Origin of the sequence: Chryseoglobus sp. 28M-23, assembly GCF_014789785.1 — a bacterium.
Lineage (GTDB): Bacteria > Actinomycetota > Actinomycetes > Actinomycetales > Microbacteriaceae > Microcella > Microcella indica.
The window spans coordinates 2,326,137-2,347,290 of the sequence record NZ_CP061846.1 but is presented as its reverse complement, the minus strand read 5'-3'; the positions used below and the strand labels follow the sequence as shown (position 1 = coordinate 2,347,290).

The 21,154-nt window shown below is 67.0% G+C and carries 28 protein-coding genes and 1 tRNA gene; 23 read left to right on the top strand and 6 right to left on the bottom strand.

Translation table 11 applies throughout. From position 1 onward, the window contains the following. Positions 1 to 80: 80 nt before the first annotated feature. The 5 genes from IE160_RS11425 (at position 81) to IE160_RS11405 (ending at position 3,192) form a co-directional block, all read left to right on the top strand. Complete coding sequence (locus tag IE160_RS11425) at positions 81 to 836, top strand: alpha/beta fold hydrolase (protein ID WP_224744483.1); 756 nt, start codon at positions 81 to 83, stop codon at positions 834 to 836. Beyond that, positions 829 to 1,404 (top strand): TetR/AcrR family transcriptional regulator, encoded by a 576-nt coding sequence (locus tag IE160_RS11420; RefSeq protein ID WP_191151160.1) that lies wholly within the window; start codon positions 829 to 831, stop codon positions 1,402 to 1,404. Before IE160_RS11425 ends, IE160_RS11420 begins: the two co-directional genes overlap by 8 nt. 77 nt (positions 1,405 to 1,481) lie before the next feature. Next, complete coding sequence (locus IE160_RS11415) at positions 1,482 to 1,997, top strand: amino-acid N-acetyltransferase (RefSeq protein WP_191151159.1); 516 nt, start codon at positions 1,482 to 1,484, stop codon at positions 1,995 to 1,997. A gap of 100 nt (positions 1,998 to 2,097) precedes the next feature. Continuing rightward, positions 2,098 to 2,730, top strand: coding sequence for a hypothetical protein (locus IE160_RS11410; protein ID WP_191151158.1), 633 nt, complete (start codon positions 2,098 to 2,100; stop codon positions 2,728 to 2,730). 51 nt (positions 2,731 to 2,781) lie between these two features. After that, entirely contained in the window at positions 2,782 to 3,192 is a 411-nt protein-coding gene (locus IE160_RS11405) for an SseB family protein (protein WP_224744482.1), read from the top strand. A gap of 37 nt (positions 3,193 to 3,229) precedes the next feature. On the opposite strand, the gene radA is transcribed toward IE160_RS11405, so the two are convergent. From radA to IE160_RS11390, 3 genes are read right to left on the bottom strand one after another with little or no spacing between them, the layout of a single operon-like run. Further along, positions 3,230 to 4,576: a DNA repair protein RadA gene (gene radA, locus IE160_RS11400; RefSeq protein ID WP_191151157.1), complete on the bottom strand. Its 1,347-nt coding sequence runs from the start codon at positions 4,574 to 4,576 to the stop codon at positions 3,230 to 3,232. A 36-nt stretch (positions 4,577 to 4,612) separates the two neighbouring features. Next, positions 4,613 to 5,980 (bottom strand): chromate transporter, encoded by a 1,368-nt coding sequence (locus IE160_RS11395; RefSeq protein WP_191151156.1) that lies wholly within the window; start codon positions 5,978 to 5,980, stop codon positions 4,613 to 4,615. A 5-nt stretch (positions 5,981 to 5,985) separates the two neighbouring features. After that, a complete protein-coding gene (locus tag IE160_RS11390; protein WP_191151155.1) occupies positions 5,986 to 6,675 on the bottom strand; it encodes an SGNH/GDSL hydrolase family protein in 690 nt (229 codons plus the stop codon). Between the two features lie 68 nt (positions 6,676 to 6,743). Between IE160_RS11390 and IE160_RS11385 the strand changes: the two genes are divergently transcribed. Further along, positions 6,744 to 6,831 (top strand) — tRNA-Ser (locus IE160_RS11385). Positions 6,832 to 6,880: 49 nt separating this feature from the next. Here IE160_RS11385 and IE160_RS11380 read toward each other — a convergent pair. Then, a complete protein-coding gene (locus IE160_RS11380) occupies positions 6,881 to 7,996 on the bottom strand; it encodes a tyrosine-type recombinase/integrase (RefSeq protein WP_191151154.1) in 1,116 nt (371 codons plus the stop codon). 769 nt (positions 7,997 to 8,765) lie between these two features. On the opposite strand from IE160_RS11380, the gene IE160_RS11375 reads away from it, so the two are divergent. From IE160_RS11375 to IE160_RS11320, 12 genes are all read left to right on the top strand, one after another. After that, positions 8,766 to 8,975, top strand: a complete 210-nt coding sequence (locus tag IE160_RS11375; protein WP_191151153.1) for a helix-turn-helix transcriptional regulator — start codon at positions 8,766 to 8,768, stop codon at positions 8,973 to 8,975. 134 nt (positions 8,976 to 9,109) lie between these two features. Then, the gene (locus tag IE160_RS11370; RefSeq protein ID WP_191151152.1) at positions 9,110 to 9,910 is read left to right on the top strand and encodes a hypothetical protein; all 801 of its coding nucleotides are present in this window, start codon (positions 9,110 to 9,112) and stop codon (positions 9,908 to 9,910) included. Then, positions 9,907 to 10,263, top strand: coding sequence for a hypothetical protein (locus tag IE160_RS11365; RefSeq protein WP_191151151.1), 357 nt, complete (start codon positions 9,907 to 9,909; stop codon positions 10,261 to 10,263). Before IE160_RS11370 ends, IE160_RS11365 begins: the two co-directional genes overlap by 4 nt. Beyond that, positions 10,260 to 10,577 (top strand): hypothetical protein, encoded by a 318-nt coding sequence (locus tag IE160_RS11360; RefSeq protein WP_191151150.1) that lies wholly within the window; start codon positions 10,260 to 10,262, stop codon positions 10,575 to 10,577. The genes IE160_RS11365 and IE160_RS11360 overlap by 4 nt, the downstream gene beginning before the upstream one ends. Positions 10,578 to 10,678: 101 nt before the next feature. After that, complete coding sequence (locus IE160_RS11355) at positions 10,679 to 11,224, top strand: hypothetical protein (RefSeq protein WP_191151149.1); 546 nt, start codon at positions 10,679 to 10,681, stop codon at positions 11,222 to 11,224. Beyond that, positions 11,221 to 11,559, top strand: a complete 339-nt coding sequence (locus IE160_RS11350; RefSeq protein WP_191151148.1) for a hypothetical protein — start codon at positions 11,221 to 11,223, stop codon at positions 11,557 to 11,559. The genes IE160_RS11355 and IE160_RS11350 overlap by 4 nt, the downstream gene beginning before the upstream one ends. Continuing rightward, positions 11,556 to 11,930 carry a helix-turn-helix domain-containing protein gene (locus IE160_RS11345; protein ID WP_191151147.1) on the top strand — a complete coding sequence of 125 codons (375 nt, stop codon included), beginning with the start codon at positions 11,556 to 11,558 and terminating at the stop codon, positions 11,928 to 11,930. Before IE160_RS11350 ends, IE160_RS11345 begins: the two co-directional genes overlap by 4 nt. A gap of 10 nt (positions 11,931 to 11,940) precedes the next feature. Continuing rightward, positions 11,941 to 12,564: a hypothetical protein gene (locus IE160_RS11340; protein WP_191151146.1), complete on the top strand. Its 624-nt coding sequence runs from the start codon at positions 11,941 to 11,943 to the stop codon at positions 12,562 to 12,564. Continuing rightward, a complete protein-coding gene (locus IE160_RS11335) occupies positions 12,564 to 12,854 on the top strand; it encodes a hypothetical protein (protein WP_191151145.1) in 291 nt (96 codons plus the stop codon). Before IE160_RS11340 ends, IE160_RS11335 begins: the two co-directional genes overlap by 1 nt. Beyond that, complete coding sequence (locus IE160_RS11330; RefSeq protein ID WP_191151144.1) at positions 12,851 to 14,872, top strand: phage tail protein; 2,022 nt, start codon at positions 12,851 to 12,853, stop codon at positions 14,870 to 14,872. Before IE160_RS11335 ends, IE160_RS11330 begins: the two co-directional genes overlap by 4 nt. Before the next feature lie 96 nt (positions 14,873 to 14,968). Further along, on the top strand, positions 14,969 to 15,295 hold the full coding sequence (locus IE160_RS12770) for an HNH endonuclease (RefSeq protein WP_224744481.1): 327 nt from the start codon (positions 14,969 to 14,971) through the stop codon (positions 15,293 to 15,295). 168 nt (positions 15,296 to 15,463) lie between these two features. After that, positions 15,464 to 15,748, top strand: a complete 285-nt coding sequence (locus IE160_RS11320) for a terminase (RefSeq protein ID WP_224744480.1) — start codon at positions 15,464 to 15,466, stop codon at positions 15,746 to 15,748. A gap of 656 nt (positions 15,749 to 16,404) precedes the next feature. Here the strand turns inward: IE160_RS11320 and IE160_RS11315 are convergent. After that, positions 16,405 to 16,953 carry a hypothetical protein gene (locus IE160_RS11315; protein ID WP_191151141.1) on the bottom strand — a complete coding sequence of 183 codons (549 nt, stop codon included), beginning with the start codon at positions 16,951 to 16,953 and terminating at the stop codon, positions 16,405 to 16,407. 70 nt (positions 16,954 to 17,023) lie between these two features. Between IE160_RS11315 and IE160_RS11310 the strand changes: the two genes are divergently transcribed. After that, complete coding sequence (locus IE160_RS11310) at positions 17,024 to 17,434, top strand: hypothetical protein (protein ID WP_191151140.1); 411 nt, start codon at positions 17,024 to 17,026, stop codon at positions 17,432 to 17,434. A 1-nt stretch (position 17,435) separates the two neighbouring features. On the opposite strand, the gene IE160_RS11305 is transcribed toward IE160_RS11310, so the two are convergent. Further along, on the bottom strand, positions 17,436 to 17,717 hold the full coding sequence (locus tag IE160_RS11305; RefSeq protein WP_191151139.1) for a hypothetical protein: 282 nt from the start codon (positions 17,715 to 17,717) through the stop codon (positions 17,436 to 17,438). A gap of 80 nt (positions 17,718 to 17,797) precedes the next feature. Between IE160_RS11305 and IE160_RS11300 the strand changes: the two genes are divergently transcribed. From IE160_RS11300 to IE160_RS11285, 4 genes are all read left to right on the top strand, one after another. After that, positions 17,798 to 18,508, top strand: a complete 711-nt coding sequence (locus IE160_RS11300) for a DUF4190 domain-containing protein (RefSeq protein ID WP_191151138.1) — start codon at positions 17,798 to 17,800, stop codon at positions 18,506 to 18,508. A gap of 362 nt (positions 18,509 to 18,870) precedes the next feature. Continuing rightward, positions 18,871 to 19,170 (top strand): hypothetical protein, encoded by a 300-nt coding sequence (locus IE160_RS11295; RefSeq protein ID WP_191151137.1) that lies wholly within the window; start codon positions 18,871 to 18,873, stop codon positions 19,168 to 19,170. Beyond that, positions 19,167 to 19,622, top strand: coding sequence for a hypothetical protein (locus tag IE160_RS11290; protein WP_191151136.1), 456 nt, complete (start codon positions 19,167 to 19,169; stop codon positions 19,620 to 19,622). Before IE160_RS11295 ends, IE160_RS11290 begins: the two co-directional genes overlap by 4 nt. A 424-nt stretch (positions 19,623 to 20,046) precedes the next feature. Continuing rightward, positions 20,047 to 21,102: a YihY/virulence factor BrkB family protein gene (locus IE160_RS11285; RefSeq protein ID WP_191151135.1), complete on the top strand. Its 1,056-nt coding sequence runs from the start codon at positions 20,047 to 20,049 to the stop codon at positions 21,100 to 21,102. The last annotated feature ends 52 nt before the right edge of the window (positions 21,103 to 21,154 follow it).

The following is a 21,154-nucleotide window of genomic DNA, read 5'->3' as shown; positions in this document are numbered from 1 at the left end:
ACCCAGTATCTCCAGCGCCCCGAGGGACGCATCGCCTACGACGTGCGCGGCAGCGGGCCGCTCGTGATCGCCGCCCCTGGATGGGCGACACTCGCACCGTGTACACCGCCTTCGCCGACGACCTCGCCGCCGCAGGATTCACGGTCGCGCTCACCGACCTGCGCGGGCACGGCGAGAGCGACGCGACCTTCGCCGAGTACGGCTCGACCGCGACCGCCGACGACCTCGCCGCCCTCGCCGAGCACCTCGGCGCGACCGCAGACGCCCCCGTCGTGCTCGTGGGCAACTCGATGAGCGCGGGCTCCGCAGTGCTCGTCGCCGCTGAACGCCCTGGACTCGTGTCGGCGCTCGTGCTCGTCGGGCCGTTCGTGCGCGATGGCGAGGTTCCCGTGCTGCAGCGCTGGGCGTTCCGCCTGCTCATGCTGCCCCCGTGGTCGAGCGCGGCGTGGCTCGCCTACGTGCCGACGCTGTACGCCGGAGAGCGCCCTCCTGGCCTGAGCAAGCACCTCGCCGAGGTGCGCGAGTCGCTGCGGCGCCCGGGAGCGGCACGCGCGTTCCGTGCGACGACGCGCACGACCCACTCGCGCGCCGAGGCCGCACTGCCATCGGTGACCTCTGCGGCACTCGTCGTCATGGGTGATAGCGACCCCGACTTCTCCGACCCCGCGCGCGAGGCCGCGTGGATCGCCGAGAACCTCGGCCGTGATGCCGTCGCGCGTCCCGCGACCGAGGTCGCGATGATCGAGAAGGCCGGTCACTACCCACAAGCGCAGCACCCGGCGGCCGTGGCGAGCTTCGTGAGCGCTTTCCTGGCGCGGACCGCGACCGATGCCTAGGGCCGGTCTGACCCCGGCGCGCGTGGTGGACGCGGCCGAGTCGCTCGTCGACACCGAAGGGCTCGACGCTCTGAGCCTCGCGCGCCTCGCCGCGCAGCTCGGCGTGCGCCAGCCGAGCCTCTACAACCACCTCGCGAGCCTCGAATCGTTGCGGCGCGACATCGCCGTGCGAGCCAAGCGCGAGCTCGCGGCAGTTCTGCTGGACGCCGATTCCAGCGACGCGGATGCCCGCACTCGAGTCGTCGCGATCGCGCGAGCCCTGCGGCGCTGGGCACGCGAGCACCCCGGCCGCTACCTGCTGACGGTGCGAGCCCCATCGCCCGAGGACGCCGACGACGTCGCTGCGAGTGCTGAGCTACTCGCGCTCTTCGAGTCAGTGCTCGCCCCCGCACTCGACGAGACCGAGCGCGTGCACCTCATCCGCGCCCTGCGCGCGCAGCTGCACGGCATGCTCGACCTCGAGCGCCGGGGCGGCTTCGGCTTGCCCGTCGACACCGAGGTCAGCGCAGACCGTGCCGTGGAGGCCCTGCTGCACACCTGGCTGCCGGCGCGCGCCGTCACCGACTGAGGCTGTGCGGCGGGTCGGCCGCGAGCGACCACGGCACGAGCATCCCGCATGGACGAAGCGGCTCTAGGCTGACGCTCGTGACGAAACCGGGTTTCAGCGTGCGGCAGGCGCGCACCGCCGACGTGCGCGGCATTCACGCACTCGTCGAGCCGCTCGTGCAGGAGCGCATCCTGCTCGGCAAGGAGCTCGTCGTGTTCTTCGAGTCGGTGCAGGAATTCTCCGTCGCCGTCGACGACGACAGCGGCGACGTCATCGGCTGCGGCGCTCTGCACGTGCTGTGGGAGGACCTCGGTGAAGTGCGCACCCTCGCCGTGCAGGAGCGGTGGCGCGGCACCGGTGTCGGCCACGCGATCTACGAGCGGCTCGAGCAGCAGGCGCGGAAGCTCGGCCTGCGGCGACTGTTCTGCCTCACCTTCGAGACCGACTTCTTCGGCCGCCACGGCTTCGTCTCCATCGGGGAGGAGCTGCTCGTCGACCCCGAGGTGTACAGCGAGCTCGTGCGCTCACCCGACGAGGGTGTCGCCGAGTTTCTCGACCTCTCGCGCGTCAAGCCGAACACGCTCGGCAACAGCCGGCTGCTCAAAGAGCTGTAGGCGGCGCGCAGCCCCTCGACCGGCGCGGCCGGGCTGGGAGTTCTGCGCACACGCCGGGTGGCGACGCGCCCGGTGCCCACGACGGCCCTACTCTGAGCGCATGTCGACGCTGCGTCACCCCGTGGGCCCGCAGCCGCCGCAGGTGTACTGGCGGCGGCGCCTCGTCGTGGGTCTCGGCCTGCTCGCCGTCATCGTCATCATCATCCTCATCGTCGTGCGACCCGGCACGGGCGACCCGGCGACCGACCCCGGTGCGAGCGCCGACCCCGAGGTGAGCGAGACCGACGAGGCTGAGACCGATCCCGAGGCTGAGGGCACCGGTGGGGCCCCCGCCCCGTGCACGCCCGACCAGGTCGTCGTCACGCCCGTCACCGACTCGAACAGCTACGGGCCCGAGCAGGAGCCGCTGCTCTCCCTCACGCTCCTCAACACGGGGGCGGCGCCGTGCACGATGGAGGCGGGCAGCGACGTGCAGGAGTACGTCATCGTCTCCGGGCCCGACCGCATCTGGGCGTCGACCGACTGCCAAGACCCGGGCGTCGCGGCCCCGACCGTGCTCGAGCCCGGCGAAGAGAAGTCGACGACGCCGTTCCCGTGGAGTCGCACCCGGTCGAGCCCCGGCGACTGCGACGCCGACCGTGAGCCGGTGACCGCCGGCGGCGCCACGTACCGCTTGAGCGTGACCGTCGGCGAGTTCGCGAGCGAGGGCGACGTGCCGTTCCTGCTCAACTAGAGCGGAGCATCCGGATCGCAGCGCCAGCATCGCCTGCGTAGGCTGGGAGCGATGTCGAAGAAGAAGCGCCCCGCTCAGCCCGCCCTGCCGCCCTCGAGCCTGCCGCCCGAGCAGCAGCTCGCCGCCGCCCTCGAGAAGCAGGATGCCGCGGCCGTGGCCTTCGCGCTGCGCAACGACCACGTCATCGTGCCGCTGCTGCCCGTCGACGGGCCGCCGCAGGTGCGCGTCTTTCGGCGCGGGGAGAGCGACAAGTACATGCTGCTGCTGTTCTCGAGCCCCGAGACCTACGTGGCGATGGTGCCGCAGGAGAGCGACCACCGGGTGCTGCCCTACGACGCGGCGACGCTGCGGGAGTTCCTGGAGCAGAACCTCGGCGTGCTCGAGGCCGTGTGGTTCGATGTTGCTGGCCCGCACGCGATGCAGGCCGAGCCGCAGGATGTGCTCGACGCGCTGCGCGTCTGAGTTTGTCGACTGCTGAAAGCGGACTGAGCCGCGCGACTCAGAACTCGGGGATGCCCGCGGGCTCGTCGGCCGCGCTCGCGAACGCGAGCCGCACGGCCTCACGCAGGTGCACGGCACCGGCGTCGACGATGCTCGTGTAGCCGAGCCGCGCGCCTTCGGCTGCGCGCTGCGGTGCCCCGGCGACGGCGCGGATCTCGCCCGCGAGGCTGATCTCGCCGATCGCGGCGAGGTGCGGGTCGAGCGCCTTCTCGCGGCGGGCGCTCGCGATCGCGAGGGCGATCGCGAGGTCGGCACCGGGCTCGGTGAGGCGGATGCCGCCGACCGTGGAGACGTACACGTCGAAGCCGCTGAGCGGCATGCCGCAGCGACGCTCGAGCACGGCGAGCAGCATGGCCACGCGCGACGAGTCGACGCCGTTGACGACGCGGCGCGGCTGCGGGGCATTCGACGCCACGATGAGCGCCTGCACTTCCACCGGCAGGGCGCGGCGACCCTCCATCGCGATGGCGACGCACGTGCCGCTCACGGGAGTCGTCGAGCCGGAGCGGAACAGAATCGACGGGTCGGCGACCTCCGCGATGCCGTCGCCGGTCATCTCGAAGCAGCCCACCTCGTCCGTGGGGCCGTAGCGGTTCTTGAGCGCGCGCACGAAACGCAGCGCCGTCTGACGGTCGCCCTCGAACTGGCACACGACGTCGACGAGGTGCTCGAGCAACCTCGGGCCCGCGATCGTGCCGTCCTTCGTCACGTGGCCGACGAGCACGACGGGCAGGTCGCGATCCTTCGCGACCCTGATGAGTGTTGCCGCGACCTCCCGCACCTGCGAGACGCCGCCGGCGAGACCGTCGACGAGGGAGGAGGCCACCGTCTGCACCGAGTCGACGATGAGCAGCTCGGGCCGTACCTCGTCGAGCTGGCCGAGGATCGTGGCCAGGTCGGTCTCCGCCGCCAGGAACAGTTCAGCGTTGAGGGCGCCCGTGCGGCCCGCCCGCAAGCGCACCTGGGCCACCGACTCTTCCGCGCTCACGTAGAGCACCCGCTGGCCGCGCTTCGCCGCGCGCGCGGCGACCTCGAGCAGCAGCGTCGACTTGCCGACGCCGGGCTCACCGGAGAGCAGGATGGCGGCGCCCGGCACGATGCCGCCGCCGAGCACCCGGTCGAATTCGACGATGCCGGTCGGCGTGTGGCTCTCATCTCGAGGAGCGATGTCGGTGATGGGGCGGGCAGCCCGGCCCTCGGCGACCCGGGCCGGCGCGGTGTGCCGCGTCGGCGCATCCTTCTCGATCACGGTGCCCCACTGCTGGCACTCGCCGCAGCGCCCCGCCCACTTGAGGGTCGTCCAGCCGCACTCCGTGCACACGAAGTTCGCGGTCGGTCGGGCCATGGCACCAGAGTACGGCCGAGCGCCGACGTCGGCAGCTCAGACGAGGCTGAGCACGGTGAGTGACAGTGCACCAAACGCGACGATGAGCACGATGTCGGGCACGCGCGCGAGCTTGTGCACGAGGGGCACGACGAGGGCGAGCGCCACGCTGCCGAGGATCGCCGCGATCGCGGGAACACCGGCGCCCTCGGCGATGCCCGCCGAGGCCTGCAGCAGTGAGAGCGCTGTGGCGGCCAGCAGCCCGCAGATCACCGGCAGAATGTAGGCCGAGGTGTTGCGCACGAAGAGCGAGTTGCGCGCGCGGTCGTAGCCGGCGAGCACGAGGAGGGCGATCGCCGAGCAGCTGCCGACCGTGATGAAGAAGGCCGCGATCGCGAACACGACGCCCGTGAGCACCGACCCGGTGGCGGCTCCCACCCCGTAGGCCACTCCCGCCGCGATCTTGACGAGGATCGGCCCCGGCAGGGCATTGGCGACGGGAACGATCTGACCGTAGAACAGTGTCGAATCGACGAGCCCGGTGGCGACGAAGAACCCGTCAGCGACCCCCACGTATGCTTCGCCACCGCCGAACGACGACACGGTCGAGACGAGGATGAGACCCAAGAAGGAGAGCGTCGACGGTGCGGGCACGACGACGAAGGCGGCCACGAATCCCACGGCGGTGAGGATGCTCATGGCCAGGGCCGCCCGCAGAGTGCGACGAGTGCCGACGGGCACCGGTTCGCCTTCTTGCACGTCGGCGACGACGGCTCGACCTCCCCGCAGCAGTTGCCAGACCGAGACGATCGCGATGCCGGCGAGGGAGACGAGAACGAGGCCGAGCGCCGAGAGTTCAGGCAGGCTCACGGGCTGCTCGCCGCCGGCCGCATCCGCGATGAGCGTGACGGCCCGCCCCGCGCCCGAGAGCAGGAAGGCGATGACGGCGATCACCACGCCCGTCCACTGCACGCGACCCGCGGGGGCGAGCACCTTGAGGGTGTAGTGCCCGAGGAGGTACAGGATGAACGCCGAGATGCCGAGGGAGGCGAACTCGACGACGCTGATCGCCCCAGGGCCGAGGGCCGAGAACAGTGCGAGAAGTGCCACGGTCGCCAGCGCGCCGGGCAGAGCGACCGCGATGGCGCCGCCCGTCGCCGCCGCTGTGCCGCTCAACTGTGTTCCCGAGACAGTCGCGATCTTCACGGGGAGAGCCCCAGGGGTGACGTTGGCGATCACCGTGCTTTGCGTGAATTCGCGGGTCGTCAGCTTCTTCGGGTGGACGAGCTCGCGCTCCATGACGGGAATCAGAGCGCTGCCCCCGCCGAACCCAATGACGCCAACCTTCGCCATCGACAGCATGTGCGCCAACGGTGTGCGGCGGCGGGGGTTGGGTTCGGGTTCGGGGGTATCGTCGCCGTTCATCAAGTTCATCCTCTCGCATCGCGAGAGGGGTCGATGGCGGGCAGGTGGGCGGCCCGGCGGGTGACAGGCCCCGCGAACGCCGACTCCCACACGCGGTAGCCCCGCGCACTCGGGTGGAACTGGTCCCACGAGAAGTCGGGAACGCTGCCCCACCCCCGCCGGAACTCGGTGACCCGGTGCAGCGGCGCGAGCGCCAGTCGGTGGGCGCGCACCCGGTCGGCGATCATGCGGGAGGCGATGACGGCATCCAGTTCTCGGGGCCCGAAGTGGAAGCACGGCAGATCGGCGACGATCGCGTGCGGCGGCAGTGCGCCCAGCAGCAGCTCGAGGTCGACGCTGAACTCGCCGCGATCGAAGCGGCGCATGTCGTTCGCCCCCGCGGTGACGGTCAGCAGGTCGGGGGAGAGGTCGGCGAGCTGAGGCAGCTGCTCGTCGATGACGTCTTCCACGCGCGCACCGTAGCGGCTCAGGTTGACGACCCGCACGCTACGCCCGGTCTGGCGCTGCAGCCGCGCCTCGAGCAGGCCCACGTAGCTCGCGTCGAGGTCGCTCGTGCCCACGCCCTGCGCGGCCGAATCGCCGAGCCCCACGTACAGCAGCTCGCCGGGCTGCTGCGCGCGGCGCCGCCAGTCGGCACGGCGCGCTTCCAGCCACGGCGTGCGCAGAGAGGCGGTCACGACACGAATCGTATCCATCACCGGATGCTCGCCCGCACCCCGCGCTCAGTTCGACCCGCGCAGGCCCCTGTACTACACTCTCCCGCGGTGACGTGTCCGAGCGGCCGAAGGTGCAACTCTCGAAAAGTTGTGTAGGGTAACCCCCTACCGTGGGTTCAAATCCCACCGTCACCGCTCTTGAGAGCCCCGAGATTCCGCGGAATTCCGGGGCTCTTTCCCCTTTCTAGACCTGTTTCCCCCACAAATCCCCCACAACTGTCCGAGCGCGCAGCTCGTCGAGGGCATCCGAAACGGCGTCGAGGTCAGCGTCGAACAGGTCGGCGTAGGTGTCGAGAGTCATCGCGGCGGAGGCGTGCCCGAGCATCCTCTGCACCGCCTTGACGTGCGCGCCAGCGCTCACTGCGAGGCTCGCGGCCGTGTGACGGAGATCGTGCAAAGTGACCTTCGGGAAGTCCGCGTCGATCGCCTGGGCGCGACGCACGGAGGCGACGAACCACCCGTCACGCGAGTTCGGCGGATGCAGGTGGATGCGCCCGTCACCGAACACGAGCTGATCGCGGCCCTTGCCCTCACATGCGCGCGCCAGGTGCTCGAGCAGAAACCCCGGCACCGGCACCGACCGGCTCGCGTGAGACTTCGGCGTGCCCACCACGAGATCCCGGCCGACGCGCACAGCATTCTCGGTGACCTGCACGCGACGGCGCAGCAGGTCGGTCGACTCGACGCGCAGCGCGATCGCTTCCCCCCATCGGAGGCCGGTGTAGGAGAGGAACAGCACGAGCGGGCCGTAGGTGCCGCTCTCCCGCGCCAGCAGCTCGACCTGAGCCGCGGAGAGGTACGCGCGACGCTTTGGGCTCTTGCGGGGGAGGTTCACCCCGCGGGCGGGATTCGTCGACAGACGTCGGTCGCGCACGGCGTCGTCGAGGATGCCCGCGAGTATGCCGTGGGCGCGGAGGACGCTCGTAGCGGACAGTCCCGACGCTGTGAGAGCGGCTACCCACGCCTCGACGTCGGTGTGCTGCACGCGGCCTATTGCGTGATTGCCCCACGTCGGCTCGACGTGCTTCCGCCATGCGATCTCGACCGGGCGGAGGGAGGACGGTTTCAGGTGATTCTGTCGACCGAGCCATGCGGCACCGAGCTCGCCCACGGTCGTGCGCGCGGCCTTCGGGTCGACGTACTCGCCGCGGAGGATCTGCACGGTAACGCTCGCGAGGTGTTCCTCGGCGTCGACCTTCCGTGTGAAGCCGGCGACCTCGCGAGACTTCCGAGCATCGTCGCGATAGCGCACCCGATACCGGCGACCCTTAGCGGTCTCGTACGCCTCGACGCTACCCATGATCCGACTCAGCTATATAAGCACGAAGCTCCTCGATGAGCACGCGGGTGACAGCTCCGCGCTGCTGAGGGGAACTACCTGAGCCGGCACGAGCTCTCGCTTCTTCATCGAGCGTCCGAGACCAAATGGACCGACACCACGCCGCCAGGGCAAATGCACTGACGTCCAATTTTTCGGCCGCGCGACGCTCAGCCAAGGTGGGCTCCAAGTATGCGGCGGCCTCAAAATCGAGGTCAGACGGCAGATCGTCGTGAGGGCTGGACATCGATTGAGCTGTTCGCGCAATCTGCTCGCGAACGAAGTCCTTGCCGCCAACAAAGTCACTCGGCCTCGTGTCAATCGGCGCTCCCGATAGCACTCTCGCGTACCACTCCTTCGAAACGGGTAGTCGCGTTCCTTCGATGGGGAACTGGGGTTCTTCAAGTGCATCGACTCGACCCAACATGTCCGACAAGGTGATTGAGGCTCCGGAGAGCTTGTTGAGGGCTAGCCCGAGGTAGATCAAGGTCGAAATGCTGAGCGCTGATCGCCCCTCCTGAATATTGCGCACACTCGCGGGCCCCCACTTCGCACCGAATCGGCGAGCTTCGCGCGCGATCGCATCAAGGGTCAAACCGTGCTCCCCTCTGAAGTCGGAGAGGAACTCGCCGACTGCTTCAGAGAGAGAAACGCTGTGCACTCGATCACGTTACCAAAATCGACCACTTCCTGTTACAGTCATATCAAGTAATCAGTTCCGACAACTTGTGATTGTCGGGGAGAGGAACGCATGGACCGCAACATGACACCGCAGCAGGTCTGCGATGAGCTGCTCCCCGGCTTGACGCCGGCCGGGCTCGCTCAGATGCGCTTCCGCGGCGATGGGCCTCCGTTCAGGAAGCCGACGCCGCGGAAGGTGCTCTACGTCGAATCCGAGGTGCGCGAGTGGCTCGACACAAAGAAGCGCACTTCAACCGCAGACAAGGCGCTCGCAAGTTGAGCGCATCAACCCCACCGAAAGAGAAAGCCCCCAGCGTTGCAGCGCTGAGGGCCAGTGATTCCCAACCGAAAGGAACCGAAATGAACAACACCAGTATCGCATACGCCGCACCCGAGACCGCGGAGAAATCCGTCATGGACGAACTACTCACCGCCTTCGACAACCTCGAGCCGGGCCACTTCCTCACACTCGAGGAGAATCACCCGCTGTACGTCGCCCCGGTCGATTCGATCTGGCGCCCCGCGTCCGAACTGCGCATCTCCGGCAACACTGACAGCGTGACCGGCAGGCCCGCCTCATTCATCGACCTGTACACGCTCGACGGTCACCTCGTGCCCGTCGACGAGCGACCCGAAGAGTGGTTCGAGAGCGAGAAGGCGAACGAGCTGACTCGCAGTGAGGCGTCGGTGATGAACGCAGTCCACCGGCTCGGCGACCGCTACATCGTCATCGGCCGTGGATTCTGGACGGGCGGCCGGTCGAAGATCGACGGTGAGTTGTACTTCGAGTTCATCTCGGACGCGGAGGCGATGCGTCGCGACCGGGCCGAGCTCGCCGCGCACATGCCCCTCGTGCTCAAGAACAAGCCCGAGTGGGCTGAGGAGCCCAAGATCATGCACCTCGACATCGACCGCGCCAACACCGAGAGCGGCGTCGTGGAAATCGAGGCTCACTACTGGTCGCCAAACTTCCTCCCCGAGTCGTGCGAGTGGGATGCCGACCTGCAGATCAGCAGCTACGTCGTGATGGACGTTGACGGGAACGTCCTCAGGAGCGAGCCGCCGAAGCCGTACATCTACATCGCCGAGCAGCGCGAGATCGACAGCCCTCCGATGACCGCGGCCGACATCTACCGGATCGCGGAAGGCATGGCCGACCTGGCGACCAAGTTCCGCGAGGTGCAGGAGCCCACGGTCGGAAGTGAAGTCAAGTGACCGCGAAGTTCGATCCCAGCACAGTCATCGAACCATTCCCCGAGTTCGCGGACGCTACACCGCCGGCATGGGCGACGACCGCGGACGAAGCGGGAACCTCGCGCGACGGTCACCCGATGCGCAACTGGTGTCGCGAACTCAGTGACGACGAGGGAGTGGCCGGCGACATCAGCCGCGCGGACACCGCCCGCGACGGCGAGATCGTCGAGGGAGAAACGAAGCTTCATGTCTGGATTCCCGATGCGGCGGACTCACTGAAGTTCACGTCGTCGGAGCAGCTGCGGCGCGCGGGTAGGAGATTCCTCGCGATCGCCGACGAGTTCGACGCCGCTGTCGGTGGTGATGCTCAGTGACCGCGCAGCTGATCGAGTTCTACACCGCCGGCGGCGAGTTGATCACTGACGAGGACACCCTCAGCGAGATCGACCTGCTCGAGGCTCGGGTGAGTTTCGAGGGCGGCGAGCCGGTACCGGCGCATCTCATGCGCATCAGTGAGCTGCGCACCGTGTCGGCCTACTTCGCGTTCCTCGGTGCGAACAACGAGCGCCGAGCCGAGGCCGCGAATGCGGTCTTGAAGGAGCTGAAGGGCTATCCGAAGGGCACCACGTTGAGCGACGTGACAAACGGAACCGCGACAAAACTCACTGCTGTCGGCGGTGACGACTAAGTGACCGTCACAGCACGGGGTCTTAGGGGGTCGCGCTACGGCGTGGCCCCCTGGGGCGTGCCACCGCCGATGCCTGGGGGTGAGGAATGGGCGCCCAGCTAGTGAAGAAGGCATTCGGCGCGATCGCGAGGGATCGCAAGCCCCTGACGCCGAATGCCCGTCTGGTGCTCCTGTGGATGGCGCTGACCGCGCTCGACAACGACGCCAAGCCGGTGTACTTCGCCGTGCGTGAGTCGACCGCGATCGCGCTCGGCAGGATGCTCCACGACCCGGTCGATATCGACGACCCCCGCCATGCCGAGATCTCGAGAGAGCGTGACTCGGTGTTCCGAATGGTGCAGCGTGCGCTCTCCGAGCTCGTCGATCGGGGGTACATCAAGAGGCGCAAGCGGGGTCAGAAGTGGCAGCACGCCGAGTACGAATTGACGCTCCCGAGCGTGGTCGTGGACGAACAATCTGTTCACCCTGAAAACGAACAAGCAGTTCACCCTGAGGCGAACGAATCGTTCGCCCGAGCCGTACTAACAGTTCACCCCAAGGAACCAAGAGGAACCACAGAGGAACCACGAGGAGGAGAAACCGCACCTAGCGAGGCATCTCACGTGTCCCCTGTGGAAAACGCGAAGCACACCGAGGAGGCCGCATGACTACCCGAACGATCGAAGCCCGCTGCGCCGATCACATCGGTGAGCCCTTCGTGCGCCGCTGCTCCGACTGTGACGAAGCGCAACGTGACCTCGAGGAACAGCAGCGGACGGAGCGCGGAGTGCGACGCGTTGCAGATGCAACACCTGACGTGACGCCTGACGAGATGCGAGCCATGCGTGCCAGCGACGTACTTCGCGCTCTCCGCAATGAGAGCCGCGATCGGTTCATGCCCGAGTTCACAGCGGCCGACTGGGAGGCCGCAGCCCGGCATCTGATGGCCGAGCTCAACCAGCGACCCCAGCATCCCGCGCGGGACGAGACGAGAGTCGTGTGAGCCGCCTCCTGCCGGCGGGTGGGCTCGTGCTGTCTCAGTCAGACGCGCGCGTGCTGTACCAGGTCGCGAGTATCGGCAAGTTGCGCACGCACTACCGAATGGGCGACACGAGCGTGTACGCGCTCCTGACCGAGATCACCAGGTGCGCCTACACGGCCGCCGATGCCGACGGCGGCAATCCCCCGCGGCAATCGGCGGCATCGGAGGAACGTGATTTGTGGACAGTTCGACAGCTCGCAACCGCGACAGGACGGTCCCCCCGCACGGTCCGCCTGGATTGCGAGCGGGGTGCACTCCCGGCAACAAAGAGCGGCCCGCAGTGGGTCATCCAACGGGAGGAGGCAGAGACCTACGTGACCGCATACCGCTGAGGAGCCCCGAATGTCATACGCAACCCTGACGAGCAAGATCGACCGCTTGCGTGAGCGAGCCGAGGCGGCGCGGGCACGCTACGCCGGCATCGTGAATCAGCTCAACGCCGACCAGAACCTCTCCCTGCAGGGCCGCCGCGAGCAGGCCGACCCCGCGATGCAACAGGCCAAGGAGGAGATGACCGCTCTGCAGCGTGAGGAGGATCAGCTCATCGCGGCGGAGATCAAGGCTCTCACGCAGCAGCTCGCCGGGTCCGCCCGGGGCGATTCGTCGGACGTGATCAACTTCCGCGACGCGCAAGATCGAGCCGCGCGACTGGAAACCGAGCGCGAGGCGACCGACGCGATGGAGCGAGCCCTCGCCCTCGACGACCTAGTGCTCGCCCGCGCGATCCTGGATCACAGCTTCCGCTCCACGTTCCGCGAGCCGGTGGTCAACCTGTACCTCGCGCAGTTTCCCGACAAGCAGCAGGTGATCGAGGATCTCGCGCGGGTGCATCAGCTCACGTCGAACCTCAGCCAAGGCTTCCACCGCCACATGGCCTACGTCGTCCCCGAGGCGCGCATCGTCGCCCCGGCCGAGGGTCAGTACGGCAACGGGGCCATGAACCGCAGCAACCGCTGGGGCCGGTAATGGCCAAGGCGAAGCTCACCGACAGTCCGGTGGGCCTGAACATCGCCCTCGACCTCCTCGAGCCCAAAGCAACCCTGGCCGACTTCCAACGCACCGAGCGCCTCGTCGACGGGCTCACCGTCGAGCAGCAGGTCGAAGCCCTCGCGGAGGCAGCTGGGATTCTCGCCGCCGTCATCGCAAACACAGCCGCATCGTCGTCATTCGCCGCCGAGGTGATCGAGACCGAACGGCGCAACCTGTACCAGCAGCGCCGCGACGCGGTCGCTGAGATCGAAAGCCTGATGAAGTGAGCGCCACAGAAATCGCCGACGCCTACGTTGCCCTGTACGTGCGCATGCCGGGCGTTCAGAAAGACATCGAGCGTTCCCTCGGCGGGTCCGAGGTCGGACGGGCGACAGAGAAGTCCGGGCGCGGCATCGGCGCGAAGCTCACGAGCGCGATCGGCGGGGTCGTCAAGGGTGGCCTGATCACAGTCGGCGCAGTCGCGGCGGCGGGCATGGGCGCCGCGCTCGTGAAGGGCCTCGGCAGGCTCGGCGCACTCGACGAAGCCACAGCCAAGCTCACAGGCCTCGGGCACAACGCCGTCGCGGTCGACCAGATTATGACCAACGCCCTCGCCGCGGTGAAGGGCACTGCGTTTGGGATGGGTGAAGCGGCAACAACGGCCGCGGGTGCGGTCGCGGCGGGCATCAAGCCCGGGCAGGAACTTGAGGGCGTCCTCACGTCGGTGGCGAACTCCGCCGCCGCGGCGGGTGTCGGCATGGATGAGATGGGGTCGATCTATAACAAGGTCGCATCGCTCGGGAAGGCCGGCAACGATGTTCTGCAGCAGGTCGCAGATCGTGGCATTCCGATCTACCAGACCCTCGCAGATCAGCTCGGCGTGACGACCGAGGAAGTGTTCAAGATGGCCTCGGCGGGCCAAATCGGGTTCGAAGAGTTCGAGGAGGCCATGTCTTCCGCATCAGGCACCGTGGCGGAAGAGATGGGCACGACTCTGCCCGGCGCATCGTCGAACTTCCTCGCCTCTCTCGGTCGTATCGGTGCAGGGTTCCTCGGCGGCATCTACCCCCTCATCGCCCCGCTCATCACAGCCATCACCGGAGCCCTCGGCCCGGTGGAAGCGATCGCGGCGAGTGTGGGTGAGAAGTTCGGGGACTTCCTCGCCCCGATCATCGAGTCGATCATCGACATGCTCGAGGGCGGCTTCGACCTGTCCGGGTTCCTCGAAATGGCGGCAGCCCTCTCACCCCTAGGGCTCGCGTTCAAAGCCCTACAGCCCGTCATCCCCGTCGTCATGGACGCGTTCGCACAACTCGCACCCGTACTCGGCGGCGCACTCATGGGCGTACTCGACGCCATACTCCCCCTCATCAGCAAGCTCTCCGTGATCCTGGGCGAAACCCTCGCAGCGGTCTTGCCCTCCCTGATGCCTCTGTTCACCACCCTCGGCACGGTCATCGAGGGCCTCGTGCCAGTGTTCACCGTCCTCGCGGAGTACTGGGGCGACCTCGCAGAGATGCTCATGCCCCTACTCGCTGAGGTGATCGCCGCCCTCGTGCCGATCATCCTCACCCTCCTCGAGGCACTCATACCCCTCATCGACCCGATCCTCGCGATGATGATGCCCCTCATCGACCTGGTGAAGCTCATCCTGCCGCCCCTGATTGACCTCTTCGTGTGGCTCATCGAGTACGCGCTCCTGCCCCTACAGCTCGCCCTCGACGCTGTAATCCCGATCATCGTCGGCGTCGTCGAAGCACTGTCCTCCTACCTCGTGCCCATCATCGAAACCGTCACCGCCGTCATGGGAGGCCTCATCACCTTCCTCACCGGAGTATTCAGCGGCAACTGGGAGCAGGCATGGCAGGGCATCCAAGACGTGTTCTCGGGCATCTGGCAAGGCATCCAAGACATCGCCAAGGGTGCGGTGAACTTCATCATCGACCTGATCAATGGCGTCATCGGCGCGATCAACGGACTCGCCGGCGGGCTCTCTGATGCGACGGGCGGGGCGATCAACCTCTCCATCCCCACCATCCCTTGCCTGGCGGAGGGCGGCATCCTGAACGCTCGCCCAGGCGGTCACGTCGTGCGCATGGCGGAGGCAGGTCACGCCGAGGCCGCGCTGCCGCTCGGCGGGCCGAAATACGTGCAGTTCACCGACGACATCGCCGCCAAGCTCAACAGTCGCACCCCGGCGCATGACGACGGGCCCATCGAGCTCGGCGACAAGACGATCGAGAAGATCGCCCATGCAGGCGTCAAGTACCAGCGCATGCACGGATGGAGCGGAGGGGACGCCTAATGGTCACCAAAGGAGCACCCAGCAGTGACCCTCTGACCACTGTCCCCAGAGGCCTCCACGAAGCCCCTGCCCATACCCACGTCCGAGGTGCACCCCATGGTCACATCACGCACGGGACTGGCCACCCACATCAACTGGCGCAAGAGAGTCCTACACCGAGACCGCACAGCCGGGGTAACCCACTGCCCCTGCACGGAGCCATGCCGGCACCATCCCCTAGAACCATGCGGGGTGAAGCTCGACTACGACGTAAGCCGCCAACCACACAGCGCAGAACCAGACCACATCAAGCCCTTCGCCTACGGAGGCGAGAACACCCTCGAGAACGGGCGAACAATCTGCCGACGTTGCAACGCGGCACGAGGCAAAGGAACAAAGCCACCAACACCACGACCACCGATCACAGCCTCACCCATCTGGTGACCCCGGGCACCCACCCCTCCTCCCACCCCAGCGCTCGCACCTCTCGCATAGCGAAATCCCTCCCCGGCGCGGAAAAAAATAGGCCCTTGTCAGGGTCGGAAAGGCTGAATCATGGCCCGTAGAGCCCCCTCAGGCCTGTCTGGGGCGGGCAGGAAACTGTGGGATTCGGTGCTGTCTGAGTTCGATCTTGCTGAGCATGAGGCGGCGCAGCTTGAGGAAGCGTGCCGCGTTCGCGACACCATCAATGTGCTGCGCGCTCAGGTCGAGTCGGATGGCACGATGATCGGCTCAAGTCAGGGCGCGCGTTTGCACCCCGCGATCGCTGAGATTCGGGCGCAACAGTTGGCGATGGCGCGTCTGTTGGCGACGTTGCAGGTTCCCGCGCTCGAGGAGGACTCTCTGCCGCCAGCTCGAGGCGTGCGCGGCGTGTACCCGATCAGGAGGCCAGCGTGAGACGTCGGAAAGCACAGCAGATCTCGTCGGCCCCTCTGCCTCTGCAGCGGTACAAGCCTGCGCAGTGGGATTCGCCCGCTCAGTGGCAGCGTGCCCGCAATGCTTGGTACGCGGAGCACCCCGAGGCGTGGCCTCATGGATTGGCCGTGTTCGCAGGGTTCGCGAACGTTATGGCTCGCATCGCTGGGCGTCCCCCGGTGTTGCCCGGGTACGACGAGGGGGGACGGTCGTGAGGCGGCGGGCGCCGGATGGTGCGGAGCTGACGGCGCGAGGGCTTTCTGTTGACGCGTTGCGAGCGAAGCCTGTCGACGACCTCAGCCGCACTGTTGCCGAACGCGTACGAGTGTTCGATGCGTGGATGGTGGAGCGTGCCGCGTGGGTGTCTGCACGGCGTGAGCATGCCGAACTACACGGGTGGCCCGGGGGTGACCACGCTCGACAGGTGGAGGAGGATGAGGCGCACCCGATCGGTGACGCCCCGTTCGACCCCGACAGCATCTAGGGCACACCAGTCAGTCAGAAACGCGGCCGCCCGGGGCACTGGTGCGCGCGTGTGAAAACGTCTGTGGCCACAGAAAATTGCTCCGTGTGTGAAAAGGCACAATGCTGGAGGTGTGCCGTAGATGGGGGGCCCGGGGAGGGGTAGCCGGGGCGTATCACTCGGCTTTGCGCCCCCGATCCCGCACAGCGAACCACCGGTACGCGAGATCCTTGTACGCCTTTACTTCGTCGTCAGGCATGCCCCGCTCTTCGGCGCGTTTCCAGATGCGGTACCAGCCACGGCCGTGCGCGTCTGCGAGTTCAGGCTTTGCGTCTCCATCAGCTGGAGGAATCCGTGGGTGGTCGCCTGGCGGCTTCGTTGCGACTCGACCCTTGACTGGTAGCCCGGCGGCTTTGCGGGCCATTCTGAACCAGCTCAGCAGTTCGTCGTCCGCCTTCTTGGCTGCTGCGTTCATCTCGGCTTGTGTCACGATGCGCTCGACCGGTTTGAGCCCGCGTATGTCTTTCGTCTGCTCGACGTTCACGACGACGACGGGGGCGAGCTCCCAGTCGCCACCGCGCACGAGTAGCCGGTAGCCGACGCTGGGTCGCTGCTTGAGTGTCCACAGGTAGCGGTAGGTGCCGCGTGTGCCGTCGGGCGTGGGCGCGGTGAGAGCTCGAAAGGCGACGTCGACGACGGTGTGCTTCTTTCCGAATAGGCCCATCGTCAGACGCTAGCAAAGCTCACGCTCTAGGGACAGGCTCAGCCGACGATCGCCGCGATAGCCTCAGCCCGTGGAAATCGCCTCGATCTCACTGTCGTTGCTCGCGCTGATAGTGGCGGGCGCATCGTTCTACGTTGCGTGGCGCTCAAGTAAGCGGCAGGCGGAGGCTCACGACGTGCAGTGGCGGGTGAGCTTGGTCGGGCCGAACATCGTTCGATTGACGAATCTCGGCCTGCACACGGCCCACCATGTAGAGGCGCGTGTGCAGGCGTTCGGGAGCAACTATCTGGTCAAGGGGCCGTCAGTGGCGGGCGGGTCAACTCGTGACCATGAGGACGACCGGCTCACGTTGCACATGTTCGCCACATTGCCGAAGGGCGGCATAAGGGTGGCTCAACTGCCTGATCTGCAGTGGACCGTCGTTTGGAAGTCGAGCACCGGCATGGGGCACAAGCTGACGGGTAGTAGCCCGATCTTGTGACTCATCGACGCGGCGCTTGGTTGGGGTAGCCGGCGAAATCGCCCGGCCCGTGCTGTGCGAGGTAGCGGCGGTGTGAGGCTGCGCATGCTGCGCGGAGTGTCTGCCAGTATCCGACGAGTTGCCGATCCTCTGACCGTTCCGCCCAGGTCACGACTCGGTAGCCGCGTTCCCCGCCGAGCTCGAGCGCGCGCACGACGGCGTAGGGTTTCGCGCTGGGGTCGACCATGATCCACTCACCGGGCGCGTATTCGTGCGCGGCGAGGATGGGGTGCCAGGTGCCCATGGTGCTCCAGAGATCGGAGCGCACCGGCCCGCGCTGTCTCGACCCTAGTCGGGGGTGCCGACCCCTGACAGGATGAAACCATGACAACACCTCAGCCCCCCGTCATGTACGTTCAGCGCGCCCCGAGCAACGGTCTGGCAGTGGCGGGCCTCGTGCTCGGCATCGTCGGCCTCATCACTGCGCTCATTCCCTTCATCGGGTGGTTCCTCGCGTTTCTCCCCGCCCTGCTGGCGGTGATCTTCGGTCACATTGGATTCGGGACGGCGAAACGGACAGGGCTACGCAAGGGTGAGTCTGTCGCGTCATTCGTGCTCGGCTATCTGGCACTCGTGGGCACGCCGATTTTCACGGGCATCCTGTTGTTGTTCGGCACTGCCGTTTCGTCCACTACCGAGCAGGTCGAGTCGCAGCCCGAGGCATCCGAGTCGGTCGAGGTCGCCCCGCCAACGTATGAGTGCCTCGAGGTCACGGAAGCGACCGTGGCGGGCGTGCAGTGGGGAGTCGACGACCGACAAGACGGTCTCACGGTCGAGCGGGCGATCGCGATCGTGAACCCTGCCGAGGGCACTGACTCTTGGTTCGTCGCTGGCCTCATCACCGGGCCCGGTTTCGGTGAGGGTCAGGTAGGCGTGTGGAACACCCTGCAAGACCCAACCACGGCAGAGGGCGACTCAATCGCGTTCGTGTCGGTCGACGGTTTGGCCGCTGAGTTCAGTTCGTACGCGCAGCCCAACGGTTTCTCTGCCGCGATTGACGGTGTCACGGAAGTGCGCGACTGCCTCGACCAGTAGGCGCGCTCAACCTCAGAGGATCACGGCGACCTTGCAGTGATTGCACCTCCATGCGACTCCGTGTGGCTGACATCTTGTGCCGCAGCTCGGGCAGTCGGGGTCAGTCTCGAGGTCGTCTAGGTCGCCCATGCGCCCATCGTGCCGAGAATCACGACGGTGCGCCCGCCCGGGAGTTCCTGCCGCTGTTGCGGCTGTTCATCGAGACGATGAAAGACCCCGTCGCCCACCGAGACGAAGAGCAGTGAGGGCTCACCCCACCTACGTAGTGCGATGGGTAACCAGGAAATTCCCCCGTCTAGTGTCCGCTCACAGAACCCGATCTGGGGGTAGACCGCTCAGAATTGGCGTGTAGTCTCAAGGCCATGAGTGCTTTGGATGAGTTCCAGGCCCTGACGCAGTCGATCGGCGAGTATGCCGCTGATCTGATTGGGCGAGAGTCCCTCGCTGGACTTCGGGTTACCTTCGATCGCCGCAATCGCAGCGGACAAATCTCGATCGCCCTGAACGCGCCTAGTGGGGACGAACAGCTTCGGGTGATCTCATGCATGTTCGAGGTCGAGCAGGTCTTCAAGGACGAGGCGATTCTGTCCTACTCGTTCGTCGACGGCATCGGCGACGAGGTCGAGGCTCGGGAGACGATCCGGCAGTACAGCCTGGCATGACGCACAGCGGCCTTCGGACTGCGCAGCTGTGCCTCGAGCGCGCTGTAGCGATGAGGGAATCAGCCGAGCGGATCGAAGGTCACGACGATGAACTTGCCGCGGTCGCCTACTTCTACTCGGCCTATCACATGGTCAAGGCTGCCTTCATAGAGGATCCGATCTTCGACGAGCTCTCGCGACTTCAGGGCCTCAACCCCCACCTGATCCCCGACGATCGTTTCGTCACACACCATCGTGGGCGACTCGGTGGGAACGGCCCGCGCAAGCTCGGGGTGAACGACATCGTGCAGATTCTCTATCCCGCCGTCGCTCCCCGGTACATTCGCCTCCACATGGCGAGCATCGCAGTGCGCTATGAGTCCGGGTTGACGGCCTACAGCTTCGTCGACGTCAAGAGCGACTACGCAGAGATGTCGAGGGCGTATGTCTCCGGCGAACTCAAGGCACACTGAGCACCTCGCGCCGAGCAGCCAGCACTAGCCCCCACAAAAACCCCACAAGTTTCCACAATCAGGCACGCGCTGGGTAATCGAAACCGGCCCCAGAACCCCGGAAATCCGGGGGAGCGGAGCGCGAAGACAGCACCTAGGAGGGCAGGTATGGGGTTCAAATCCCACCGTCACCGCTCTTGCCCTCAGGGCAGTGGAGACCTTCGAACCTCGTAGGTTCGGGGGTTTTCTGCGTTCTCGCCCCGAGCGAGTGGCGCCGCGCACCCTAGCGCGCCCTGAGTGCTCTCGCCAGACCCTGGCGTTATGGGTGCGCGCATGTCTGACTGGATGGTGTGGGGCGCGCGAGCCACGGCAAGACTGTGCGCGCGCAGTGGGCGTGCTCCGATGAACACCGACACGACCCCGACAGGAATCGGAGCCGAGACTCATGCACGAGCATCCCGACAGCCGCGATATCGCGCCCGAACCCGATGACGAGCGCAAGCCGTCCTCGCCAGCCGATTTGCGACCGCGTACCGCCGCCTACGTCGTGAAGCGGGCCGGGCGTGAGTTCATCGTCCACCAGAGCTTCGACATCGCCGCGACGCTGACCTTCTTCTCGGTGCTCGCGCTGTTCCCCGCGCTCATCGCGGTGTTCTCGATTCTCGGGCTCGTCGGGCAGGGCACCCGGTCGGCCGACGCCGTGCTCGACATCGCGGGGGCTGTGGCCCCCGAGCAGATCATCGAGGTGCTGCGCGGGCCCATCGAGCAGTTCGCCACCTCGCCCGGTGCGGGCCTCGCCCTCGCGGTCGGGCTGCTGCTCGCGCTCTGGTCGGCCTCCGGGTACGTCTCCGCGTTCAGTCGGGCCATGAACCGCATCTACGGCATCGAGGAGGGGCGACCGATCTGGAAGCTCAAGCCGCTGCAGCTGCTCATCACGCTTCTCGGTCTCGCGATCCTCGTCGTCATGGTGGTCGGCCTCCTCGTCTCCGGGCCGCTCGCGCAGGCGATCGGCGATGCGCTGGGCATCGGCGCGACCGCGCAGACGGCGTGGAGCATCGCGCGCTGGCCCGTGCTCGCCGTGCTGCTCGTGCTCATGGTCGCGGTGCTCTACTACGCGACCCCCAACGCGCGGCAGCCGAAGTTTCGCTGGCTGAGCCCCGGGGCGGCGATCGCGATCGTGGCGCTCGTCATCGTGTCGCTCGGGTTTGGGTTCTACGTCTCCACCTTCGCCAACTACTCCGCGACGTACGGCGCTCTGGGGGGCGTCGTCGTGTTCTTGCTCTGGCTGTGGCTCGCGAACATGGCGCTGCTGTTCGGCGCCGAGGTCGATGCTGAGCTCGAGCGGGCGCGCGAGCTTCAGGCGGGTCTGCCGGCCGAGGAGGTCATCCAGCTGCCCCCGCGCGACGACACCATGATCGAGAAGCGCGCCGACGCCGAGCGTGAGGCCATCGAGGAAGGGCGCCGCATCCGCCAGCGCGCAGAGCACCAGACGCAAGACTGACGCGCGCACACGACTCGGCGCACGCAGGGTCGCCAGGGGCGACTCTCAGCGC